At 67.2% G+C, this 22,413-nt stretch carries 22 protein-coding genes and 1 riboswitch; of the genes, 11 read left to right on the top strand and 11 right to left on the bottom strand.

The genetic code is table 11. The annotated features are described in order from the left end of the window. Positions 1–30: 30 nt before the first annotated feature. Both IFT65_RS08505 and IFT65_RS08500 read right to left on the bottom strand, forming a co-directional pair. Complete coding sequence (locus IFT65_RS08505; RefSeq protein ID WP_342365875.1) at positions 31–1,503, bottom strand: ATP-binding protein; 1,473 nt, start codon at positions 1,501–1,503, stop codon at positions 31–33. Next, positions 1,500–2,222, bottom strand: a complete 723-nt coding sequence (locus tag IFT65_RS08500) for a response regulator transcription factor (protein WP_192081112.1) — start codon at positions 2,220–2,222, stop codon at positions 1,500–1,502. Before IFT65_RS08500 ends, IFT65_RS08505 begins: the two co-directional genes overlap by 4 nt. Positions 2,223–2,367: 145 nt before the next feature. On the opposite strand from IFT65_RS08500, the gene msrB reads away from it, so the two are divergent. The 6 genes from msrB to IFT65_RS08470 all read left to right on the top strand — a co-directional run bounded on the left by msrB (position 2,368) and on the right by IFT65_RS08470 (position 7,892). Continuing rightward, entirely contained in the window at positions 2,368–2,925 is a 558-nt protein-coding gene (gene msrB, locus IFT65_RS08495) for a peptide-methionine (R)-S-oxide reductase MsrB (protein ID WP_188325965.1), read from the top strand. A 37-nt stretch (positions 2,926–2,962) separates the two neighbouring features. After that, positions 2,963–4,732 (top strand): cytochrome c biogenesis protein DipZ, encoded by a 1,770-nt coding sequence (locus IFT65_RS08490; RefSeq protein WP_192081111.1) that lies wholly within the window; start codon positions 2,963–2,965, stop codon positions 4,730–4,732. Positions 4,733–4,741: 9 nt separating this feature from the next. Next, positions 4,742–5,479 (top strand): peptide-methionine (S)-S-oxide reductase MsrA, encoded by a 738-nt coding sequence (msrA, locus tag IFT65_RS08485; protein WP_188325963.1) that lies wholly within the window; start codon positions 4,742–4,744, stop codon positions 5,477–5,479. A 146-nt stretch (positions 5,480–5,625) separates the two neighbouring features. Further along, entirely contained in the window at positions 5,626–7,071 is a 1,446-nt protein-coding gene (locus IFT65_RS08480) for a PLP-dependent aminotransferase family protein (protein WP_192081110.1), read from the top strand. Between the two features lie 9 nt (positions 7,072–7,080). Then, a complete protein-coding gene (locus tag IFT65_RS08475; RefSeq protein ID WP_192081109.1) occupies positions 7,081–7,563 on the top strand; it encodes a GAF domain-containing protein in 483 nt (160 codons plus the stop codon). Beyond that, on the top strand, positions 7,560–7,892 hold the full coding sequence (locus IFT65_RS08470; RefSeq protein ID WP_192081108.1) for a TfoX/Sxy family protein: 333 nt from the start codon (positions 7,560–7,562) through the stop codon (positions 7,890–7,892). The genes IFT65_RS08475 and IFT65_RS08470 overlap by 4 nt, the downstream gene beginning before the upstream one ends. A gap of 178 nt (positions 7,893–8,070) precedes the next feature. On the opposite strand, the gene IFT65_RS08465 is transcribed toward IFT65_RS08470, so the two are convergent. After that, positions 8,071–8,658, bottom strand: coding sequence for a histidine phosphatase family protein (locus tag IFT65_RS08465; protein ID WP_192081107.1), 588 nt, complete (start codon positions 8,656–8,658; stop codon positions 8,071–8,073). 165 nt (positions 8,659–8,823) lie between these two features. Then, positions 8,824–9,040, top strand: a riboswitch (cobalamin riboswitch). Between the two features lie 116 nt (positions 9,041–9,156). Here IFT65_RS08465 and btuB point away from each other — a divergent pair. Beyond that, positions 9,157–10,995: a TonB-dependent vitamin B12 receptor gene (btuB, locus tag IFT65_RS08460; protein WP_192081106.1), complete on the top strand. Its 1,839-nt coding sequence runs from the start codon at positions 9,157–9,159 to the stop codon at positions 10,993–10,995. 438 nt (positions 10,996–11,433) lie between these two features. Here the strand turns inward: btuB and gph are convergent, their stop codons facing one another. Both gph and IFT65_RS08450 read right to left on the bottom strand, forming a co-directional pair. Next, complete coding sequence (gph, locus tag IFT65_RS08455) at positions 11,434–12,108, bottom strand: phosphoglycolate phosphatase (RefSeq protein ID WP_192081105.1); 675 nt, start codon at positions 12,106–12,108, stop codon at positions 11,434–11,436. Between the two features lie 98 nt (positions 12,109–12,206). Beyond that, positions 12,207–13,109: a LysR substrate-binding domain-containing protein gene (locus IFT65_RS08450; RefSeq protein WP_192081104.1), complete on the bottom strand. Its 903-nt coding sequence runs from the start codon at positions 13,107–13,109 to the stop codon at positions 12,207–12,209. Between the two features lie 98 nt (positions 13,110–13,207). Here IFT65_RS08450 and IFT65_RS08445 point away from each other — a divergent pair, with 98 nt between their 5' ends. Then, entirely contained in the window at positions 13,208–13,846 is a 639-nt protein-coding gene (locus IFT65_RS08445) for an NAD(P)H-binding protein (protein ID WP_192081103.1), read from the top strand. Positions 13,847–13,877: 31 nt separating this feature from the next. Here IFT65_RS08445 and dinB read toward each other — a convergent pair whose 3' ends face one another. Further along, complete coding sequence (dinB, locus tag IFT65_RS08440) at positions 13,878–14,963, bottom strand: DNA polymerase IV (protein WP_188325955.1); 1,086 nt, start codon at positions 14,961–14,963, stop codon at positions 13,878–13,880. 193 nt (positions 14,964–15,156) lie between these two features. On the opposite strand from dinB, the gene fabA reads away from it, so the two are divergent. Next, the gene (fabA, locus tag IFT65_RS08435; protein WP_188325954.1) at positions 15,157–15,672 is read left to right on the top strand and encodes a 3-hydroxyacyl-[acyl-carrier-protein] dehydratase FabA; all 516 of its coding nucleotides are present in this window, start codon (positions 15,157–15,159) and stop codon (positions 15,670–15,672) included. Then, positions 15,672–16,880 (top strand): beta-ketoacyl-ACP synthase I, encoded by a 1,209-nt coding sequence (fabB, locus tag IFT65_RS08430; protein WP_192081102.1) that lies wholly within the window; start codon positions 15,672–15,674, stop codon positions 16,878–16,880. The genes fabA and fabB overlap by 1 nt, the downstream gene beginning before the upstream one ends. Before the next feature lie 96 nt (positions 16,881–16,976). Here fabB and IFT65_RS08425 read toward each other — a convergent pair whose 3' ends face one another. From IFT65_RS08425 to IFT65_RS08415, 3 genes are read right to left on the bottom strand one after another with little or no spacing between them, the layout of a single operon-like run. Beyond that, a complete protein-coding gene (locus IFT65_RS08425) occupies positions 16,977–17,663 on the bottom strand; it encodes an HAD-IA family hydrolase (RefSeq protein ID WP_192081101.1) in 687 nt (228 codons plus the stop codon). Then, positions 17,660–18,361: a pseudouridine synthase gene (locus IFT65_RS08420; protein WP_192081100.1), complete on the bottom strand. Its 702-nt coding sequence runs from the start codon at positions 18,359–18,361 to the stop codon at positions 17,660–17,662. Before IFT65_RS08420 ends, IFT65_RS08425 begins: the two co-directional genes overlap by 4 nt. Continuing rightward, the gene (locus IFT65_RS08415) at positions 18,358–19,416 is read right to left on the bottom strand and encodes a class I SAM-dependent methyltransferase (RefSeq protein ID WP_192081099.1); all 1,059 of its coding nucleotides are present in this window, start codon (positions 19,414–19,416) and stop codon (positions 18,358–18,360) included. The genes IFT65_RS08420 and IFT65_RS08415 overlap by 4 nt, the downstream gene beginning before the upstream one ends. A gap of 163 nt (positions 19,417–19,579) precedes the next feature. On the opposite strand from IFT65_RS08415, the gene IFT65_RS08410 reads away from it, so the two are divergent. Then, a complete protein-coding gene (locus IFT65_RS08410; protein WP_188325949.1) occupies positions 19,580–19,843 on the top strand; it encodes a hypothetical protein in 264 nt (87 codons plus the stop codon). A 48-nt stretch (positions 19,844–19,891) separates the two neighbouring features. Here the strand turns inward: IFT65_RS08410 and IFT65_RS08405 are convergent, their stop codons facing one another. Then, entirely contained in the window at positions 19,892–20,188 is a 297-nt protein-coding gene (locus IFT65_RS08405) for a DUF3247 family protein (RefSeq protein ID WP_188325948.1), read from the bottom strand. Between the two features lie 46 nt (positions 20,189–20,234). Beyond that, positions 20,235–22,172, bottom strand: coding sequence for an ATP-binding protein (locus IFT65_RS08400; protein WP_249405117.1), 1,938 nt, complete (start codon positions 22,170–22,172; stop codon positions 20,235–20,237). Between the last annotated feature and the right edge of the window lie 241 nt (positions 22,173–22,413).

Here is a 22,413-nt window from a genome sequence, read left to right as displayed (position 1 = left end):
CTCGCGGATCGATCGCCCGCCGATCAAGCATTACGCTGCAGGCTTCGCCCGCGGCAACGCAAACTCGAAGGTCGCGCCCTGCTCGGTGTCCAGCAGCCGGATGTCGTGGCCATGCAGTTGCACCACGCGCTGCACGATCAGCAGCCCGAGCCCGCCATTCTCGCCGCGACGCGGACCGAGCGCGGCCGGCGCATGGAACAGCGTCGCGCGCAGGGCCGGATCCACGCCCGGGCCGTTGTCGCCTACCTGCACGCGCACGTGGTCCGACGCTGCGAAGAGCCGAACCTGCACGTGACCGCCCTCCGGCGTATGCCGCAGCGCATTGTCGATCAGGTTGGTCAGTACCCGTTCCACCAGCCCCACGTCGGCACGCACCAGCGGCAGCCCCTGAGGGAACGATGCATCCAGCCGCTGTTGCTTGGCTTCAGCGGACAATTCGAACTTCTGCAGCACATCCTGCAGCAGTTCCGGCAGCGCGAACACTTCCCACTGCAGTTGCACCTGGCCGTGCTCCAGCCGTGCCAGCTCGAACAGCGCGCGCGCCAGTCCGCCGACCTTGGCACTCTGCGAAAGCGCGATCGCCAGATAACGACGGCGTTCTTCAACGCTCAACGTCGCTTCCTTCATCGCCAGCGTTTCCAGATAGCCATGCAGCGACGCCAGCGGCGTGCGCAGGTCATGGGAAATGTTGGCAACCATCTCGCGTCGCTGCAGGTCCTGCTGACGCAGTTGCTGCCACTGCTCACCCAGTCGGTGGGCCATCTGTGCGTGTGCGTGCTCCAGAATCAGCAGTTCGTCGCGCTCGTCATCGCGCAGCGCGGGCAGCGCAGGCAGCTCCGTGGGGGCATCGATGTCGAATGATTGAATGCGCCGGGTCAACTCACGCAGCGGCCGCGTCACCCAATAAAACGCCACCAGTCCGGCCAGCATGCCCAGCACCGCGACCAGCACCACTGACCACAGCGTGGTGCGCCACTGGCTGCTGCTGGCCAGGTCATCCGCCAGCATCTGCCGCTGCTCACCCACCAGCACCACGTAGACATAGCCTGCTGGTTTGCCCTGCACCACCAGCGGCGCCACGCTGAAGACCTTGCGTCCGCTGGCACTGCGCGGGTCGTCGCCGAGGATCGGCAGTGCCCCACCGGCCAGCAGCGCCTTCAGCGGCGCCAGGTCCACCTTGTCGCGATGCAGATGGCCACTCGGTGCGTCATGGCCCAGCACGCGGCCCTGCTCGTCCAGCAGATACACCTCGACGCTGGGATTGACCGCCATCAGCTGGCCGAACAGCGCGCGCACTTCCGGTTCGCGCATGCCCGCCTGATCCATCAGCTCGCTGCGCTGGGCGATGTGAGCGGCCAGTCCCAGCGACAGGCGCTGCACCACTTCCTGCTCATGCCGCAGCGCCATGCGCATCTGCATGCCCAGCAGCGCCAGGCTGCACAGCACCAGCAGCGCGGCGAACACCGCCGCCAGTTTCTGCCATAGGCGCAGCCGAAGCGTCACGCGTCACCTCCGGTGGTGCCCACCAGCTTGTAGCCGCGGCCCCATACCGTAAGGATCTGCTTCGGATTGGCCGGGTCCACTTCGATCTTGTTGCGCAGGCGGTTGATGTGCGTGTTGACGGTGTGCTCGTAGCCATCGTGGCCGTAACCCCAGACCTGGTCCAGCAGCTCGGCGCGGGTGAATACCTGCCCCGGATGGCGGGCAAAGAACAGCAGCAGGTCGAACTCACGCGGCGTCAGCTCCAGCTCCTTGCCGGAATGGGCAGCCACCCGCGCCAGCGGGTCAAGGCGCAGCGGGCCCAGTTCGATCGCCCCCGCATCCAGCCGCGCGTTCTGTGCCATCGCGTCTGCACGGCGCAGCAGCGCGCGTACTCGCGCCACCAGTTCCGGCATCGAAAACGGCTTGGCAAGGTAGTCATCCGCGCCGAGTTCCAGCCCGACGATCCGTTGGGTCTCGCTGCCACGGGCGCTGATGATGATGATCGGGACATAGCGCGCCATCGCCCTCGCGCGCCGGCATATCTGCAGGCCATCCACGCCGGGCAACATCACATCCAGCACCAGCGCATCCCAGGGCCCCTCCTGCTCCAGCAGCCGCATGCCGACGTCACCGTCGGCCGCATGCACCACCGTGTAGCCTTCATCGGCCAGATGCAGGCGCAGCAGGTCGGCGATGTGGACATCGTCTTCGACGATCAGGACGCGCTGGGCAGCAGTCATGGAGGCAGGGTGGCGGCAGGAAGACGTGCCGTCATTGTCCGTCGGCCGGTCCGTGGATGTATCACGGAAAATTTAACTCTCCGTGAGGATTCGTTGATGCGCGTGGGCGCAGCATGGCCACATCGACCTTCGCTGGAGATCGCCCATGTCGCTTACCCGTCGTCACCTGCTTGGCCTGGGCGGCATGGCAGCCGCCGCCAGCGTGCTGGGCGTGGGGGCCTGCAGCCGCGCCGCCCCTGCAGCCGCCGAGGCCGCGCCGGCCCGCCGCTTCGACATCATGCGCAGCGATGCCGAATGGAAGCAGCGCCTGACCCCTGCGCAGTACGCCGTGCTGCGTCAGCAGGCCACCGAGCGCGCGGGCAGCAGTCCGCTGGACCGGGAAAAGCGCCGGGGCACGTTCCATTGCGCGGGCTGCGCGCTGCCGCTGTTTTCGTCGGCCACCAAGTTCGAGAGTGGCACCGGCTGGCCGAGCTTCTGGCAGCCGCTGAAGGACGCGGTGGGCGAGCAGCGCGATACGCTGTTCGGCATGGTACGGGTGGAAATCCACTGCCGCCGCTGTGGTGGCCATCTGGGCCATGTGTTCAACGACGGTCCCCGCCCGACGGGCCTGCGCTATTGCATGAACGGTGCAGCGATGACGTTTGAGCCGTCTGCCGCCGCCGATGCCAACGACAGCGGCGAACGCTGGCGCGTGCCGGTGTGATGTCCTTCTTCCTGCTGATCCCCTTGATGGAGCGTCGATGATGCTGTTGCTGCTGGCCTACCTGGGGGGTGTGTTGACCCTGCTCAGTCCCTGCATCCTGCCGGTGCTGCCGTTCGTGTTTGCACGCGCAGGCCGCTCCTTCCTGCGCAGCACCCTGCCGCTGCTGCTGGGCATGGCGATCACCTTCACCGTGGTGGCCAGCCTGGCGGCCGTGGGCAGCGCCTGGGTGGCGCAGGCCAACCAGATCGGTCGCTGGATCGCGCTGGTCGTGATGGCGGTTTTCGCTCTGGCGTTGTTGTGGCCACGCTTTTCCGACCGCTTGCTGGCACCGTTCCAGCGGGCCGGCGCACGACTCAGTGCGCGGGCCGATGCGGCCGATGAAGCCGGACGGGGCGGAGCGGGCACCTCCCTGCTCGTGGGTATCGCCACCGGCCTGCTGTGGGCGCCATGTGCTGGCCCGATCCTCGGTCTGGTACTGACCGGCGCGGCATTGAATGGCGCCAGTGCCAGCACCAGCAGCCTGCTGCTGGCTTACGCTCTGGGCGCAGTGACGGCCCTCGCGCTGGCGGTATGGATCGGCGGGCGCGTCTTCAATGCCTTGAAGGCACGGCTGGGCATGGGCAATACGCTGCGCCGCCTGTTGGGCGTTGCTGCGCTGCTGGCGGTGGTTGCCATCGCCATGGGCTGGGACACCGGTGTGTTGACGCGCCTCTCCGCGGTGAGCACGGCGCGACTGGAGCAGGGGCTGCTCAACGCGGTTCCTGGCGTGCAGCCCGCCGCCTCCACGCTGTCCAGCACGGGCGCAGCCGGGGCGGCCGATACGCCGTTGCCGGTCGAAGGCGAACTGCCGGCCCTCGACGGCAGCACCGGCTGGCTCAACAGCCCACCGCTGACCCGCGAGCAGCTGCGCGGCAAGGTTGTGTTGATCGATTTCTGGACCTATTCCTGCATCAACTGCCTGCGCGCGATGCCCTTCGTGCACGAATGGCAGGAGCGCTATCGCGATCATGGCCTGGTGGTGATCGGCGTACATACACCCGAGTTCGCCTTCGAGCGAAATCCGCGCAATGTGATGCGCGCCGTTGAACAACTGAAGGTCGACTACCCGGTCGCGCTGGACAACAACTATGCCATCTGGCGCGCATTCGAAAACCGCTATTGGCCGGCCCACTACTTCGTCGATGCGAAAGGGCGCATCCGCGCGCACCAGTTCGGCGAGGGCAACTATGCGCACTCCGAGCAGGTGATCCGTCGGCTGCTGCAGGAGGCGGGCCAGACCGACCTGCCCCCGCCTGCCGACCCTGCGGCCGCCACCAGCCTGCAGGGCGTTGCCGAGCAGGCCGACATGGGCAACCTGCGCTCGCCGGAGACCTATCTGGGCCATGCCCGCGCGGAGAACTTCGCGTCTCCCGGTGGCATCCGCAACGGGCAACGCGCCGACTACACGCTGCCGGATCGCTTCACGCTGAACCAGTGGGCATTGCGGGGACCCTGGACCGTGAGCGAAGAGGCTGCGGAACTGCAGCAGGCCGGTGGCCGCATCGCCTTCCGTTTCCATGCCCGCGACCTGCACCTGGTGTTGGCACCGGCAGAGAACGGCACGCCGGTTCGTTTCCGCGTGTTGATGGATGGCAAGCCGCTTCCGTCTGCCGATGCAGGCGGCGACGTCCATCCCGATGGCACCGGCGTGGTCGATGAGCACCGTCTTTACCAGTTGGTACGCCAGCGCGACACCATCGGCGAGCACCTGTTCGAAATCGAATTCCTGGACCCCGGTGTCCAGGCCTACGCATTTACGTTTGGTTGAGGAGGTCGTATGAAACTCTCACTGGAACAGGGTATTGCCGCCGCCGTCGCGACGCTGGTCGTGGGCTCGCTTGTCGCCTTTGCGGTGGATGCGGGGCCGGCCCTCGGCGCTGCTGCCGGGGCGGCTCGCATCAGCGAAGAAAGCCGTGCGCTGCCCGCTCCCACCGGAACCGCTGCCTTCAAGGATGACCGCACGCAGGCCAGCGTGGTGTTCGCCGGCGGCTGCTTCTGGGGCGTGCAGGGCGTGTTCCAGCACGTCAAGGGCGTCAGCAACGCGGTGTCCGGCTACATCGGGGGCGAAGCATCGACCGCGCGCTATGAAACCATCAGCGGCGGTCGCACCGGCCACGCCGAGGCGGTGCGGGTGGACTACGATCCGCGCCAGGTCAGCTATGGCCAGCTGCTGCAGGTGTTCTTTTCGGTTGCGCATGATCCGACCCAGCTCAATCGGCAGGGCCCGGATCGCGGCACGCAGTATCGCTCCGCCATCTTCAGCGACGACGCGCGCCAACAGGCAGCCAACCGCGCCTACGTAGGACAGATCGGCGCCTCGTTCACCTCGCCGGTGGTGACCGAGCTGGGCACGGGCAAGCGCTTCTATCCCGCCGAGGCGTATCACCAGAATTACCTGGAGCGGAATCCGCAGGCCGCCTATATCCGCTACTACGATGCGCCCAAGCTGGTCGCGTTGCAGCAGCGCTTTCCGCAGTTGTACCGCAAGGATCCGATGCTGGTGCCGATGCGGTGACGCCGCACGGCTGAGTGGGTGCGCTGGACCGCGCTCGCAGGCACAAAAACGCGCTGACCCGCTACGAAGCGGCGCGCAGCAGGCCCATGCTAGGCTGGCCATCCCACGGTTACAGGCACGGCGGATGGTCAGCGGGATGGGTACAGATGGATGAGCTCACCACATCCCCTCGCTACCAGCGCCTTGCTGATGAACTGGCGGCGGCGATCCACGCCGGACGCCTGCCCAGCGGGGCGCGTCTGCCTTCGCTGCGGCAGATGGCCGACCAGCGCAAGGTCAGCCTGAACACCGTGATCGGGGCCTACCGGCAACTCGAAGATGCCGGTCTGGTGATTCCGCTGCCGCGTTCGGGGTTCGAAGTCGCGCAGCGCCTGCAGGTGCCGCAGCGCTCGTTGCGCGATGTCCCGTCGGCCCCCACCGCCCCCGGCCAGCAGGCGATGATGGCACGCGTCCTTGCCGCGCAGCAGCGCCCGCAGGTGCTGGACCTTGCCTTCGCCGGGCCGCGGGGCGCGGCCTTCTATCCCGGCCCCCACCTGCAGCGCGCGACGGCGCAGGTGCTGCGCCGGGGCATGGCCACTGTGGAAACCTACGCGCGACAGAATGGTTCGCAGGCGCTGATCCGGCAGATCGTGCAGCGCGGCCCGCGCATGGGGCTGCACACCGTGCCGGAACGCATCGTGCTGACCCATGGGGCGATGGAGGCCTTGCAGCTTGCGCTGCGCGCGGTCACCCAGCCCGGCGACGCCGTGGGGCTGGAGGCCCCGTCCTACTTCAACCTGTATCCGCTGCTTGCCAGCCTCGGGTTGCAGGCGATCGAACTGCCCACCCACCCGCAACACGGGCTGGACGTGGACGCGTTGGCCACCCTGCTCGATACCACGACGTTGGCCGCGCTGGTGGTGATGCCCACCGTGCACAATCCATTGGGCTGCACCATGCCGGTCGCCGCCAAGCACCGCCTGGCCGCGCTGGCCAGCGCCCGGCGGCTGCCGGTGATCGAAGACATCGTGTACGCCGAGCTGCAGCACACCGAACCGCTGGAACCCTTGCTCAAGGCATTCGACCGCGAGGGCTGGGTCATGGTCTGCGCCGGCTTCTCCAAGACACTGGCACCGGATTACCGCATCGGCTGGCTCGAGGGCGGCCGCTTCAGCGAGCGCATCGCATTGCTCAAGTTCCACTCCAGCGGTGCCGAGTCGCGGTTGCTCGGTGATGCGGTCGCGGCGTTCCTCGAGGCGGGCAACTACGAGCACCATCTCCGGCGCATGCGCCGGCTGTACCGCGAACAGACCGGACGCGTCCGACAACTGGTCGCCCAGCACTTTCCGCCCGGCACGCTGGCGACCGAGCCGACCGGCGGTTTCCTGCTGTGGCTGGAAATACCGGGCGTGGACACCGGCCAGCTGTTCGAGCAGGCGCTGGCAGAGGACATCGTGTTCATGCCCGGCCAGGTGTATTCGCGGGGCGCACGCTACCGGCACTGCCTGCGGCTTTCCTGCTGCCAGGCGCTGGATGAGCACTACGTGGCCGGCATAGCGCGGATCGGCGCGCTGGCGCGCGGCCTTGCCGCCCGCGACGCCGTGCCTTGCTAGACTGACGCCATGTTCGCCACCTCTTCGCTGACCGGCAGCAAGCCGGAACAATACGCCCAGCTGCTGGAACAGGCCCGTGCCCTGGTCCATGGCGAGAGCGACCGCATCGCCAATGCGGCCAACCTCTCCGCGCTGATCTACCACGCCGTGCCGCAGCTCAACTGGGCCGGCTTCTACCTGTTCGACGGTACCGAGCTGGTTGTCGGCCCGTTCCAGGGCCTGCCTGCGTGCGTACGCATCCCCCTGCACAAGGGCGTCTGTGGTGCTGCCGCCACCCAGCGCGTGACCCAGCGCATCGACGATGTGGACGCCTTCCCGGGCCATATCGCCTGCGATTCCGCCTCCCGTTCCGAGCTGGTAGTGCCGCTGGTGAAGGGCGATACGCTGATCGGCGTGCTCGACCTGGACAGCCCGGAGCCGGCGCGCTTCGATGCCGATGACCAGGCCGGCCTGGAAGCCATCGCTGCGGTATTCGTCGACGCCCTGCAATGAGCACCCTGCAGCTGCGAAACATCGGTCCGAAGAGCGCTGCCTGGCTGCGCCAGGTGGGGCTGCGCAGCCGCGAAGAACTGCTCGCGATCGGCTCGGTCGGCGCCTTCGTCAAGATCAGGCGCGCAGGCTTCAAGCCCAGCCTCAACCTGCTTTATTCACTGGAAGGCGCGTTGCTGGACTGCCACTGGCAGGACCTGTCCGAAGCACAACGCGGTGCGTTGGTGCAGGACTACGAAGCCCGCATCGCCCTGCAGCCGTTGAAAGCGCCGGGACCGGCCTCCGGCCCCGTGCACGAACGACGTTTCGACGACACCGACACGCAGGACTGACGGTAGCGCCGACCCATGGTCGGCGAGCGCAGCGGGCCGTCCGCGGACACATTCCGCCGAGCACGGCTCGGCGCTACAACAATCGCAGCATCCGACATCCGTAGCGCCGACCCATGGTCGGCGAGCGCAGCGGCGCGTCAGCCCCGGCCGAGCATGGCGTGCCGCCACAACGGCGGCATCACGGCTGTTGCAGCTCCAGCAGCTCGCCCCACAGCCCACCGTCGCCCCGCTCTACCCGCAGCCGCAGCCGCGTGCCGTGATCGATGCGCAACGCCCAGCACAGGGCCACCGGCAGCCCGCATACCTGCGACAGCACCATCCGCAGCGGACCGCCGTGGCTGACGATCAGCGTTGGCGCCGCATCGTCGGCTTCCTCTGCATCGAACAAGCGATCCAGCGCGCGCGCGATCCGTCGTTCGAAGTGTCCCCAGCTTTCGCCGTTCGGCGGTGGAAAGGCGTGCGGATCACGATGAAAGCCCAGCAGTGCCTGCTCGGGCAGCGTGTCGATGGCCACACCATCCCAGTCGCCGAAGTCCAGCTCTTCCCACTCCGCGTCGGGCTGCACGTCCAACCCTCGCGGCACGGCCAGCGCCACGGCGGTGTGTAGTGCACGCAGGCGGGGCGAGCAGATCACACGCTCCCATTCGTGCAGGTCATAGGCGGCACACAGACCGTCATGCGCACCAGCCAACAACGGTGGATCGGTGCGTCCGTCCAGGTGGGTATCGCGTCCGGTACTGGCATGGCGCACCAGGTCCAGGATCATCGCCCGCCCCCGGTGTGCCTGTCGTGCATCAGCGGGCGCACGCCCGGGCGTTCGAACAGGGGAACAACACAACACGGCATGGACGTCATCGGCAGATCTGGAACGAAACAGAGTCCATTCTAGTGCACCGGCCGCATCGCCCTGCATTGCCGCGTGTGATCGCTTAGACTGCGCGCACTTCAAGGTGACCTGCGGCGCAAGCTGGCAGGTTGAAACGGGAAGCCGGTGACACATCGTGAGATGCCACTCCGGCGCTGCCCCCGCAACGGTAAGCGCGTCACAAGCGGACATCACGCCACTGTGCCCAGCATGGGAAGGCGTCCGCCCGGTGGGTTCCCACCGACGGCAAGCCCGGAGACCGGCCAGGAAGCACAAGGTTGCGATGCGGAGGGCATCGGCGACGGCCATCGCGAGCATTCGCGGTGCGCATCGCCCTGCCCCACGTGCCGCAGCTCCCTTTATGTCCGCGCGGGCGTGCGCGGCAGCCGGAGTTCCCTCATGTCAGTGCAGTCCCGAATCCTTTCCTTGGCCGTGCTTGCCGCACTGCCGGGCGTTGCCCACGCGCAGAACGCAGCGACCGCGCTCGACGAAGTGCTGGTCACCGCCACGCGCACCCCGATCGCGCTGACCGACAGCCTCAGCCCGGCGCAGGTGATCGACCGCGCCGCAATCGAATCCAGCCAGGCGACCTCGCTGCAGGACCTGCTGCGTGGCCGCGCCGGCATCAACCTGACCAACACCGGCGGACTCGGCAAGCAGACCTCGCTGTTCCTGCGCGGCACCAACTCATCGCACACCGTGGTGCTGGTGGACGGCGTGCGTATCAATACCGCCGACTTCGGCCTGGCCATGCTGCAGGACCTGCCGCTGGCGCAGATCGAGCGCGTGGAGATCGTGCGCGGGCCACAGTCCAGCCTGTATGGCGCGGATGCCATTGGCGGCGTCGTGCAGATATTCACCCGCCGCAACACAGGCGGATTCGCACCGCACCTGGAGCTGGGCGGCGGCAGCAACGGACTTCGCCAGGCCAGCGGCGGTATCGGCGGGGGCACGGAACGGGGCTGGTTCGGCATCGATATCGCCTACCAGCACAGCGATGGGATCGATGCCTGCCGCGGCTCGGCGGCCACCTTCCAAGGCTGCGGCGCGGATGAGCCAGACCGCGACGGCTACCGCAACCTGTCCAAGAGCGCGCGCGGCGGCTACCACGTCAACGACCAGTGGACCGTAGAGGGCAGCGCGTTGCGCGCCGAAGCGGAGAACCACTACGACGGCTATTACAACTATTCCGAGACCCTGCAGCAGGTACTGGCTGGCAAGGTCCGCTATGCCCCCTCTGAGCGGTTGACCGTGACCGCCAACATCGGCCGCAGCGACAACGAGTCCGACAACAGCGGCCCGTTCGGTGCGTTCGGCCGTGCGCAGACACAGCGTGACAGTGCCTCGGCGCAGGCTGACATCGGCCTTGCCGACGGCCAGCTGCTGAGCGGCGGCGTGGACTGGAGCGATGACAGCCTGGACGGCAGCAGCGCTGGCTATCTGGTCGACAGCCGTGACAACACCGGCGTGTTCCTGCAGTACCAGGGACGCTTCGGTCAGCACCAACTGCAGGCCAGCGTGCGCAACGATGACAACGAGCAGTTCGGTAACCACACCACCGGTTCGCTGGCGTGGGGCATGGAACTGGGCAGCGGCTGGAAGCTGACCGCCAGCCATGGCACCGCGTTCAAGGCACCTACTTTCAGCGATCTGTACGATCCGTGGAGCGGTGTTGCCGCCCTTGATCCGGAGAAGGCGCGCAGCACCAATGTCGGCGTCGCTCAGCAGGGCCAAGACTGGCGCTGGGGTCTGGATGTTTACGAGACGCGCGTGGACGATCTGATCACGTATGACGCGGCAACCTTCCGCATGACGCAGGTGGAAAAGGCCCGCATCCGCGGAGCCGAGCTGACCGGCACCACCCGCGTGGCCGGTATCGACGTCAACGCGCAGCTGAGCTACACCGATCCGCGCAACCACACCGTCGGCACCCAGTACGACAACTGGCTGGCGCGTCGCGCGCAGCAGACCGCGCGCATCGACCTGGACCGCCGCTTTGGTGACGTGCGTGTGGGCGTCACCGGCTTCGGTGCCGGCAAGCGTTATGACGATGCCGCCAACACCGTGAAGCTGGGCGGCTACGGCACGCTGGACGTGCGCCTTGAGTACGCGCTGGGTCCAGACTGGTCGTTGCTGGCGCGTGCGGCGAACGTATTCGATCGCCGCTACGAAACCGTCGCCTGGTACAACCAGCCCGGCCGCGAGTACCAGCTCAGCGTGCGCTACCAGCCGCAGTAACGCAGCGGTAGCGGTAGCGCCGACCCATGGTCGGCGAGCGCAGCGGGCCGTGCACGGAGACATTCCGCCGAGCACGGCTCGGCGCTACCACAGCGTCCGAGATCGGTAGCACCGAAGGCAGCGGCAGGAGCCGCGGCCAACGTCGCGTGCGACGGCCCGCAGGGTGCCGGTCAGGACGACCGGCATACCCATGGTCGGCGAGCGCAGCGGGCCGTGTGCGGAAGCATTCCGCCGAGCACGGCTCGGCGCTACCACAGCGTCCGACAGCGGTAGCGCCGACCCATGGTCGGCGAGCGCAGCGGGCTGTGTGCGGAAACATTCCGCCGAGCACGGCTCGGCCCTACCACAGCGTCCGACAGCGGTAGCGCCGACCCATGGTCGGCGAGCGCAGCGGGCCGTGCACGGAGACATTCCGCCGAGCACGGCTCGGCGCTACCGTTACGCCCCGGCGCGCAACCCAGGCAGATCACGCAGGTCATCGATCACGGTGACCGCTTCGTTGTGCTGCAGATCCAGGCCCCGCGGATAGCCATAGCGCACCAAGGCAACCGGCATGCCCGCTTCCAATGCGGCACGGTAATCCGTCAAGGAATCGCCCACCATCAGGCACGCGGCCGGGTCTTCGCCGAACTGCGCCGCGATGTGTCGCAAGGGCTCACCACTCGGCTTGCGCTGCGGCAGCGAATCGCCTCCCAGTACCAACGCGAACACAGTGCCGATACCCAGGTGATCCAGCAGCGGCTGCACCAGCGCCGACGGCTTGTTGGTGCAGATGGCCATGGGCACATCACGCGCCTGCAGCACCTGCAGCGCCTCAGCCACGCCATCGAACAGCCGCGGACTGCGCAGCAGGCATTCGCGGTAATGCACCATGAAACCCGGCATCACCGTGTCCAGATCGATCGTGCTGCCGGCCGCGGTGAAGGCCTGCTCCACGAGCCGGCGCACGCCATCGCCGATCCACGTCAACACGGTGGCCTCCGGCACGCGCGGCAGCTGCCAGTCCACCAAGGTGCGGTTGAGCGCCTCTGCGATATCAGCGGCACTGTCGACGAGCGTGCCATCAAGGTCGAACACGACCAACGGATAGGGATACGTTGTTGCTTCGCTCACGGGGCGGCTGCGCAATGCGGGGGGATGCACAGTGTAGGGACCTGCGCCGTAACACCGCGTGGTGTCTGCGGCCTGGTCTTGGCTGCGTCCGCACGGGCTCAGCAATAAGGCGCGAACGCAGGGCCTGAAAAGCGCTCCACCAGGAAGTCGACGAAACTGCGCAGCAATGTCGATTGCTGTCGACGCGAGGCATACACGGCATGCAGCCCCATCACGTCCAGCGTGTAGTCCGGCAACAGCGCCACCAGTTCGCCGCTGGCCAACAGCGGATTCACCTGGTAAGCGGGCAGCATGGCGATACCCGTCCCGCTGCGCACCGCCTCCAGCAGCAACGACGAATCGTTGGCACTGATGTTGCCCGATACACTCACCGCCACCTCGCGCCCGTCCCGCCGCAGCCGCCATACCCCCTTGCCGACGTAGTGATGGGTCAGGCAGTTGTGCGATGCCAGCTCTTCCGCGCTCTGCGGCGTGCCGTGCTGCCGCAGGTAAGCCGGGGCCACGCACAGCACCGACCGGCAGTCCGCCAACCGCCGCGCTATCAGCGCCGGATCGATCTGCCGTGAAATGCGCACCGCCAGATCGATGCGCTCTTCCACCAGATTGACGATGCGGTCCACCATCAGCAGTTCGATCCGTGCCTGCGCGTGGCGCTTCACGTAGTCCGCAACGGCGGGCGCCAAATGCAGCTGCCCGAACGACACGCTGGCCGTTACGCGCAACACACCGTGCGGCTCGGGATCCTGGCTGGCCAGCTCATCTTCCAGCGCCTGACGCACGCTACGCATCTGCTGGAAATGCGACAGCGCAACGTCGCCCGGCCCCGTCAGCCCCACCCGGCGGGTCGTCCGGTGCAGCAGGCGCGCGCCGAGCCACTGCTCCAGCTCCGCTAGATAACGGGTCACCATGGGCCGTGACATGTCCAGGGCCTCCGCCGCAGCCGTCAGACTGCCGCGCTCGGCGACCTCGATGAACACGTCGATAGCAGTAAGTCGGTCCACTTGTTCGATCCATGCAACAAACACGGTCGTTATACGCTGTTTTTCGAACCAGTGGCGACGCCTACAGTGATCGCTCCCAACCGCTACGGAGCTCCCCCATGAAGATCGCCCTCGTCGGTGCCACCGGCAACATCGGTCGCCAGATCGCCCGCCACGCCTTGGCCAAGGGCCATCAGGTAACGGCCATCGTGCGCAGTGAAAAAGCGCTCCCCGCCGAGCTGGCAGGCGCTTCCCTGGCCATCGCCCCGTTGGACGATGCCGCCGCACTGGCCGCCGTCATCCGTGGACACGATGTGCTGGCCAGCGCCTACGGCCCGCGCCCCGGCGATGACATCGGCCAGATCCCCGTCGTGGCCGCGCAACTGGTGGCAGCTGCGCGCGAAGCCAATGTGCCGCGGCTGGTGGTGGTAGGGGGTGCGGGCAGCCTGGAGGTCGCCCCGGGCCTGCAACTGGTCGACACACCGGATTTCCCGGCCGCTTACAAACCCTTCGCACTCGCCGCACGCGATGCACTGACCCAGCTGCGCCCGGTACAGGACATCGACTGGACGTTCTTCTCGCCCGCCGCAGAAATCGGCCCCGGTGAAGAACGCGGAACCTACCGCGTACAGGCCAGGACCTTCCTCACCGACGCTGACGGCCACAGCCGCATCAGCTACGCCGACTATGGCGCCGCCTTTGTCGAAGAACTCGAAACCAACGCCCACCCGCGCGAAATCATCACCGCCGCCTACTGACGAAAACGGGGACGGAGGGAATTAATTTCGATTAATTCCCTCCGTCCCCGTTCTGGAAGAGGTCACCCTGCAGGACGGGCTCGCGCTCGCGGAAGCCGCCCAGGCCGACGCCGACCAGCCGGTAACGGGTGTCTTCTGGCAGGTCCACGCGGGCCCGCAGGGCCAGTGCGATGTCACGCAGCGCTTCCATTGATTCCGGCGCGCGCTCCGGCGTGTAGCTGCGGGTCAGGATGCGGAACTGCGCGGTCTTCAGCTTCAATACCACGGTATGCCCGATGCGGTCAGTCTTGCGCGTGGCTGTCCAGGTCTTCTCGGCCAACTGCACGATGGCCGGCTCCAGTGCATCCAGCGGCAGGTCTTCGGCGAAGGTGTCCTCCGACGATATCGACTGCACCTGCTGGTCGGGCTCCACCGGACGTTCGTCGATGCCGCGCGCGCGGTTGTACAGGCTGCGGCCGAAGCTGCCGAAGGCTTCCTCCAGCGACGCCGCCGACCAGGCGCGCAGGTCGCCGCAGGTGATGATGCCCAACGCCGCCAGCTTGCCCTCCATCACCGCGCCGACGCCCGGGACCTTCTTCACCGGTAGCGGCAGCAGAAACGCATCCACCCGCTGCGGCGTCACCACGAACTGCCCATCCGGCTTGCGCCAGTCCGACGCGATCTTCGCCAGGAACTTGTTCGGCGCAATGCCGGCAGAGGCGGTCAGCGCGGTCTCATCGCGGATCTGCGTGCGTATCTCGCGGGCGATGTCGGTTGCCAGCGCGATGCCGGATTTCGGCACCGTCACATCCAAGTACGCCTCGTCCAGCGACAGCGGCTCCACCAGGTCGGTGTGGCGCAGAAAGATCTCGCGTACCTGCCGCGAAACCGCCTTGTAGCGGGCGAAGTCCGGCGGCACGAACACGGCATCCGGGCACAGCCGTTCAGCCCGCAGTGCCGGCATGGCCGAGCGGATGCCGAACACCCGGGCCTCGTAGGAGGCCGCGCACACCACCGAACGCGCCCCACGCCACGCCACCACCACCGGCCTTCCGCGCAGTGACGGGTCATCGCGCTGCTCCACCGACGCGTAGAACGCGTCCATGTCAACGTGGATGATCTTGCGCATAGTGCTCATGATGAAGGGAAAGGGGGCATTCGACCTTGGTGGGCCACACGCCGAAGTATGGTCGTTGCACATCAACAGGATGCGCGTTTTCAGCTGTACACACTACGCGTGCGTACGGTGGAAATGTTTGATTGAAACCATTCCCGTCATGCATCCTCGGGCGCTTGATTACCCGTTCTTCGCTTCCAGGATCGTGCTTTCCATGACTCGTCTCCACGCGTTCGACCGCGACCAGCTGCTGGCCAGCGCCCGCGGTGAACTGTTCGGCGCCAGCGCCGGGCGCCTGCCCAACGACCCGATGCTGATGTTCGACCGCATCACCGACATCCGCGATGACCGCGGCCCGCACGGCAAGGGCATGGTACGCGCAGAACTGGATATCCGTCCGGACCTCTGGTTCTTCAAGTGCCACTTCGCCGGCGACCCGGTCATGCCCGGCTGCCTGGGGTTGGATGCCATGTGGCAGCTCACCGGCTTCTTCCTCACTTGGATCGGCGCCCCCGGCCGCGGCCGTGCGCTTGGCTGTGGTGACGTGAAGTTCACCGGCCAGGTCCTGCCCGACGCCAAGCTGGTCAGCTATGAAGTCGACATCACCCGGGTCATCAACCGCAAGCTGGTGATGGCCCAGGCCGACGCCCGCATGCTGGTGGATGGCCGCGAAATCTACGTCGCCAAGGATCTGCGCGTGGGCCTCTTCACTTCCACCGAGAACTTCTGATGCGTCGCGTCGTCATTACTGGAATGGGCATCACCTCGTGCCTGGGCAACGACCTGGACACCGTATCGGCGAACCTGCGTGCCAGCCGCCCCGGCATCACCGCCCTGCCTGACCATGCCGAAGCCGGCCTGCGCAGCCAGGTCGGTGGTCGCGTGGACCTGGACCTGGATGCGTTGATCGACCGCAAGCTCAAGCGCTTCATGAGCGATGCCTCGGCGTTCGCCTACATCGCCGCACGCGATGCCATCGCCGATGCTGGCCTGACCACCGAACAGGTGAGCAACCCGCGTACCGGCCTGATCGCCGGTTCCGGCGGTGGCTCCAGCGAGTGGCAGGTGGAAGCGGCCGATATCCTGCGCAGCCGCGGCGTGCGCAAGGTCGGCCCGTACATGGTGCCGCGCACGATGTGCAGCACGGTGTCGGCCTGCCTGGCCACCGCGTTCCAGATCAAGGGCCTCAGTTATTCGTTGTCGGCCGCCTGCGCCACCTCGGCACACTGCATCGGCGCGGCCGCCGACCTGATCCGCCACGGCGCGCAGGACATCATGCTCGCCGGTGGCGGTGAAGACCTGCACTGGTCGATGAGCGTGATGTTCGATGCGATGGGCGCGCTGTCCACCGGCTTCAACGAGACCCCGGCCACGGCCTCGCGGCCGTATGACAAGGCCCGCGACGGCTTCGTCATCGCCGGCGGCGGTGGCATGCTGGTGCTGGAAGACTACGACCACGCCATTGCGCGCGGTGCCACCATCCATGCCGAGCTGATCGGCTATGGCGTGACCTCCGACGGCGCCGACATGGTCGCTCCGTCTGGCGAAGGTGCGGTGCGCTGCATGAAGATGGCCATGGAACACGTGGACCGTCCGCTGGATTACCTCAATACGCACGGCACGTCAACGCCGCTCGGCGACGTCACCGAGCTGGGTGCGATCCGCGAAGTATTCGGCGAGGCCATTCCGCCGCTGTCGTCGACGAAGGCGCTGTCCGGCCATTCGCTGGGTGCGGCAAGCGTGCACGAGGCGATCTACTGCCTGCTGATGATGCGCGATGGGTTCATTGCCGGTTCGGCGAACATCACCGAGCTTGATCCGAAGGTGGAAGGATTCCCGATCGTGCGCGAGAGCCGCGAGCAGCAGCTGGATACGGTGATGTCCAACAGCTTCGGCTTCGGCGGCACCAACGCTGCGTTGGTGTTCGGCCGGGTCTGAGCCGATCCGCTGGGCGCAACCAGATAACGGTCGTGACGGGAGCGCCAGGTAGCGCCGAGCCAGGCTCGGCGTCACCCCACACCGCGCGAGGGTGCCTCAGCGTGCAGCCGCCAACCAGGGCACCAGCAGGGCCCGCACGTCATGCAGTGAGTCCACGATGCGGTGGCCCAGCGCACGCAGGCTGTCATCCGGATGCACCAGATCGGGCACCTGGATGGCGGTCATGCCCGCGGCCACGGCGGCCCGCGTGCCGGCGGGCGAATCCTCCAGCGCCAGGCAGCGCGCCGGGTCCTTGCCCAGCCGCTGCGCGGCCAACAGGTAGATATCCGGCGCCGGCTTGGGGTGCTGCACATCGCTGCTGGTCACCACCGCGTCGAAGTACGGCAGCAGGCCACTGGCCCCCAGCTTGCGGTTGGCGCGGGGTTGCCGGGTAGAGGTCGCCACCGCACGCGGCACGCCGTGCGTCTTCAGCAGATCGAGCAGTTCCAGGATGCCCGGGCGCAGCGGCAGGCCGGCCTGGGTGCGTGCCTCGTACAGATCGTGGCAGTTCGAAAACAGGGAGGCGATCCGCGCCTCGTCGACGTGCTGCAGCAGAAGCCGCTCGCAGTCACGATCACCCAGCCCCACCATCTGCAGGAAGAATCCATCGGGCAGCGCGATGCCCATTGCCGCCGATGCCTCGCTCCAGCAGGCAATCGACACCCGCTCGCTGTCGATCATCAGACCGTCCATGTCGAAGATGACGGCGTCGGGGCGGCACGGCAAAGCGGCAATCTCGCTCACGGCGCGAACAGGGTGTCCAGATCAGTCGCATCCAACGGACGCCACTGCCCCTCTTCCAGCCCTTGCAGTCCCAGCCCACCCACACGGCTGCGGTGCAGCGCGTCGACGTGGTTGCCGACCGCAGCGAACATCCGCCGCACCTGGTGGTAGCGGCCCTCATGCAGCACCAGCGTCGCGCTGCGCGGGGCATGCACGGTCAGCTCGGCCGGCAGCAGCGGGGTCTTCTCCGCTTCCAGCATCAGCGCGCCGCTGGCGAACTGTCCTGCCTCGTCACCGCGCAGGTCCTCGGCCAGCTCCACCTCATACACCTTCGGCAGCTTGGCCTTCGGCGAGATGATCCGGTGAAGCAGCCCACCGTCGTCGGTCAGCAGCAGCAGGCCACTGGTATCGCGGTCCAGTCGACCCACCGTGGACAACACCGGGTCACGATCGCGGTAGCGCGGCGGCAGCAGGTCATACACCAGCCGGCCCTTGTCCTTGGTCGAACAGGTGACACCGCGCGGCTTGTGCAGGGCGATGGTCAACCCGACCGGGGCGTCCAGCGGCTCGCCGTCCACGCGGATGGCCTCGTGCGCCACTTGATCGTCGGCGTACAGGACCTCGCCCTCCGCATCGGTGACGCGGCCCTCGCGAAACAGCCACTGCACCTGCTTGCGGCTGCCGTAGCCCAGGTTTGCGATCAGCTTGACCAGCTTCACCGGCTGCCTCCGCGCACCGCCTCGATCAGCTTGAACCCATCACGCTCGGCCACGACCCGCACGGTGCCGAAGCTGTCGTTGAGCACGTTTTCGTAGGGCAGGTGACGGTTGGCGACCACGAACAACCGGCCGCCCCGCTTCAACGCCTGCGCGGCCACGGCGATGAACCGCTGGCCGATGTCCGGCCGGTTCTCGCGCGAGGGCGTGTGGAAGGGCGGATTGCTGATGATCACGTCGTAGCCCGGCTCGATGCCGGCGGTGACGTCGCGCCACAGGAACTGCACCGGCAGCGCACGCGGCGGCTCGGCCAGGTTGAACCGCGCCAGGTCCAGCGCGCGACCTTCCGCTTCATAGAGGTCCAGCGCACTGATGGCGGGGCAGCGCTCCAGCAGTTCGCGCGACAGGTAGCCGTAGCCGGCGCCCAGGTCGGCCGCACGCCCGGCCAGATCGGCGGGCAGATGCTCGGCCAGCAACACCGACGCAGGGTCCGTACGGTCCCACGCGAACACCCCGGGGCGGCTGATGAAGCGCCCGCCCAGGATGGGGCGCGGGGTATCCAGTGCCGCCCAGCGCTTGGCCAGCGCCTCGTCGTGCTGTCCCGCTGCAGGGGCGCTCCAGTACACGCGGCAATGGTGCTTGGTCAGGCTGCCGCCCAGCCCGGTCAACTGCTTGAAGTCGCCCTCGCCCGAGCGTGCGCCTTCATCGTTGTGCTGGCAGGCGACGATCACCCCGCCCGGTGCCAGCAGGGTCAGCGCACGGGCGAACAGCGCACGCGCTTCGTCGCGCTGGCGCGGCGGCAGGACCAGCACCAACGCATAGCGGCCCGCCTGCTCGGCACCCAGTTCGGCGGCAACCTCGAAGCCACCGGCCTCCAGGGCCTGTGCGAAGGGGGCGAAGCTCTGCTCGCAGATGACCTCCCGACCCTGCGCCTGCTCGCGCAATGGCCAGCCATCGCGCGCGCGCAGGAAGGCCGCCGGCCCCTGCGGCCAGCGCAGCAGGCCTTGGGACAAGGGCAGGAACAAGGTCTGCAGCGGGGCGTCGTCGCGGGCGGCCATCGGGCACGTAAGCCTTGGAATCTTCAGGGGGCGACCATTGTAGCGGCTCCACGCCACCGGCTTGCTGACCGTCCGCTTTGCGAAAACCCAACATCCCCTTGATGCAACGCGAACACCCCAGCGGTCAGGGTAGGGGCACCCCCGCAATCCTTGGAGATACCGCATGCGTGCCTTGTTCGTCGGTGGCGTGGTCGACAACAGTGAGATGGACCTGGAGGGCAGTCAGCCGCCCGTGCACTATCCCGAAGATACCGGCGGTGGACATGCCCGCTACCGCCTCCATCAGGTCGGCAAGACCGGCGATGGCAGCGTTGCCTATGCGGTTTATGGGGCACCGGACCTGGCCGATGAGGAGATCAGCCGCGTCGCAGACGAGCGTGCCTACGAGCGCCGCTTCGAAGCAACCGCGACACCGTTCGAACACTGATCCCCAGCGGGAGCGGGCCGTCCAACGGCCCGTCCCTGTGTGGTTGCGCTAGCGCCCCGTCACCGGGGGCAGGTCGCGGATCTCGACGATCTCGTCCAACCACACGTTGTGCTGCTGGGCGGGCGTATCGAGATCATCCAGCCGCAGCTGGCCGTTGCTGCCTTCATCGCCGGCTTCATCGCGATACTGCTGGATCGTCGGGCGTACCGCGACGGTACCCAGCACACGGCGGCCGTCATCGAGGATCAGCTGCACACGTGAGTCGCCATCGAGGCGGGGAATCAAGGCTTCCAGCGCAGCAATGCGCGCCGGGTCGGTATGGATACGTGGGGCGGTTCTGGACATGGGTAGGTACCTCCTGCCTGCAGCGTCGCTGATGGGTCGTGAAAACTCAGTGCAACGCGGCCTGCGTGGCGGGAAGCTGCACGTGCCGCACGGCGGCCACCAACTGCGCCACCGAATACGGCTTTGCGACATGCTCCTGGAACCCGGACGCCAACGCACGGCGACGATCATCCGCGCGTGCCAGTGCGGTCACCGCCACGGCCGGCAACGCCGCCGCATCCACGGCCATGTCCTCGCGCAGCGTACGGATCAAGCCGTAGCCGTCCATCCCTGGCATGCCGATATCGGTCAGTAATACATCAAAGCGTTCGTGGCGGTTCTCGTCCAGCAATGCCAGCGCCTCGCCGGCGGACGCCGCAGCGGTTACCGCTGCACCCTGCTCTTCCAGCATGCGGCGCAGGTATTCCAGCACTTCCACCTGGTCTTCCACGGCCAGCACGTGCAGTCCGCGCAGTGGATAGGGCTCCACCACGCGCTCGATGATGGGGCCGCCACTGATCACCTCGCGCAGCGGGCGTGAGCCCTGGTCCTGCACATAGCGCGGCAGCCGCACGGTAAAGGTCGCGCCATGGCCGTGGCCTTCGCTGGCAGCGGACACCGTACCGCCATGCAGCTCCACCAGCTGCTGCACGATGGCCAGGCCGAGGCCAAGTCCACCATGGCGTCGCGTGGTGGTTCCGTCGGCTTGGCGGAAGCGTCCGAACAGATGGCCTATGAATTCCGGTGCGATGCCATCGCCGCTGTCCTGCACGGTCACCTGCCAGCCGTCGGGCAGGTCTTCCAGCCGCAGCTTCAGGAAGCCCTCGGCCGGGGTGAACTTGATCGCGTTCGACAGCAGGTTCCACAACACCTGCTGCATGCGTGTCGCATCGCCCAGCACCAGGCAGGGACCATCGGGCAGCTCGATGCTGACGTCCAGCGCCTTGCCCTCTGCCACCAGTTCCTGCGCACCCAGCGCCTCGTTCAGCTGGTCGCGCAGATCCAGCACTTCCACTTCCAGCTGCACCTTGCCCAGCAGCATGCTGCTCAGGTCCAGCATGTCCGAGATCAGGCGCTTCTGCGCATTGGCACTGCTGGCGATCACGCCCAGGCCCTTGCGCAGCGGACTGTCCGCCTCGACGCGCTGCAGCAACAGCTCGCTCCAGCCTAGGATGGTGGTCAACGGCGTACGCAGCTCGTGCGACAACGTGGCCAGGAACTCGTCCTTCAGCCGCGCCGTGTTCTCTGCCGCGCTGCGTGCTGCGCGCTCGGACTGCAGCAGCTCTTCGCGCGCCAGTTCGATCTCCCGGCGTTCGGTGACATCCGGGCTGCTGCCCGCGAGGCCGACGAAGTGACCCTGACGGGAGAACCGCGGACGTGCGTTCATCTCCAGCCAGCGCCATTCGCCATCGGCGCGGCGCGCCCGTACCAGCGTCTGCATCGAGCGCTGCGCCGACAGCGCTTCGCGCAGTTCGTACTCAAACACCGACGCATCGTCGGGATGCACCAGCCCACGCCACACGTCTTCCGGGAGGCGGCTTTCGTCGCCGCCGAAGAACTCGGTGAACGCACTGTTGACGAACCGCGAATGGCCGAGCTCGTCCAGCACCCACACCGGCATCGGCAATCCATCCGCCAGTGCACTGAAGCGCGCTTCGCTCTCGCCCAGCTCGCCCTCGATCTGCTTGCGTGCGCTGACGTCGAAGAACAACACCGCGACCGTATCATCGCCCGCTGCCCCGACCTGCACCGCATCGACCGAGTACGAGCGGCCCAGCGCCCGCGCCTCCATCTCGAACTGGGCGGGCTGGCCCGTGCGGGCGACACGGCCGTAGATGCGGAACCAGTCCGCTTCATGACCAGGCTCCAGCTCGGACATGCGCTTGCCCACCGGATCGATCAGACCGGTGTGGCGGGCGAAGGAATCGTTTACTTCAAGGAACAGGTAATCCACAGGCCGCTCGTTCTCGAACAGCACCTTGATCACGCAGAACCCCGCATACATGCGTTCCAGCACATGCCGGTGGTGGTCCGCAGCACTGGGCACAGCCGGGCGGGACGGGGTTTCCACGGTCGTATCGAGAGAGGACAAGGGCATGGTCAGCCTGAGAACAGTCAGCACAGCATGGTCCAGACTGCGTATTCGCAGCGTCAAGCGCCAACGGTCACGTATCAGGCGATGAATTGCCCATGAGCGCGGACCGCCTGCGACCGCCGGGCCCTTGTCCGGCCCCGACGACAGGCCC

It is taken from the genome of Stenotrophomonas sp. CFBP 13725, assembly GCF_014841935.1.
Classification (GTDB): domain Bacteria; phylum Pseudomonadota; class Gammaproteobacteria; order Xanthomonadales; family Xanthomonadaceae; genus Stenotrophomonas.
Note: the sequence above shows the minus strand (reverse complement) of the source record. Positions and strands in the feature narration are given on the sequence as shown.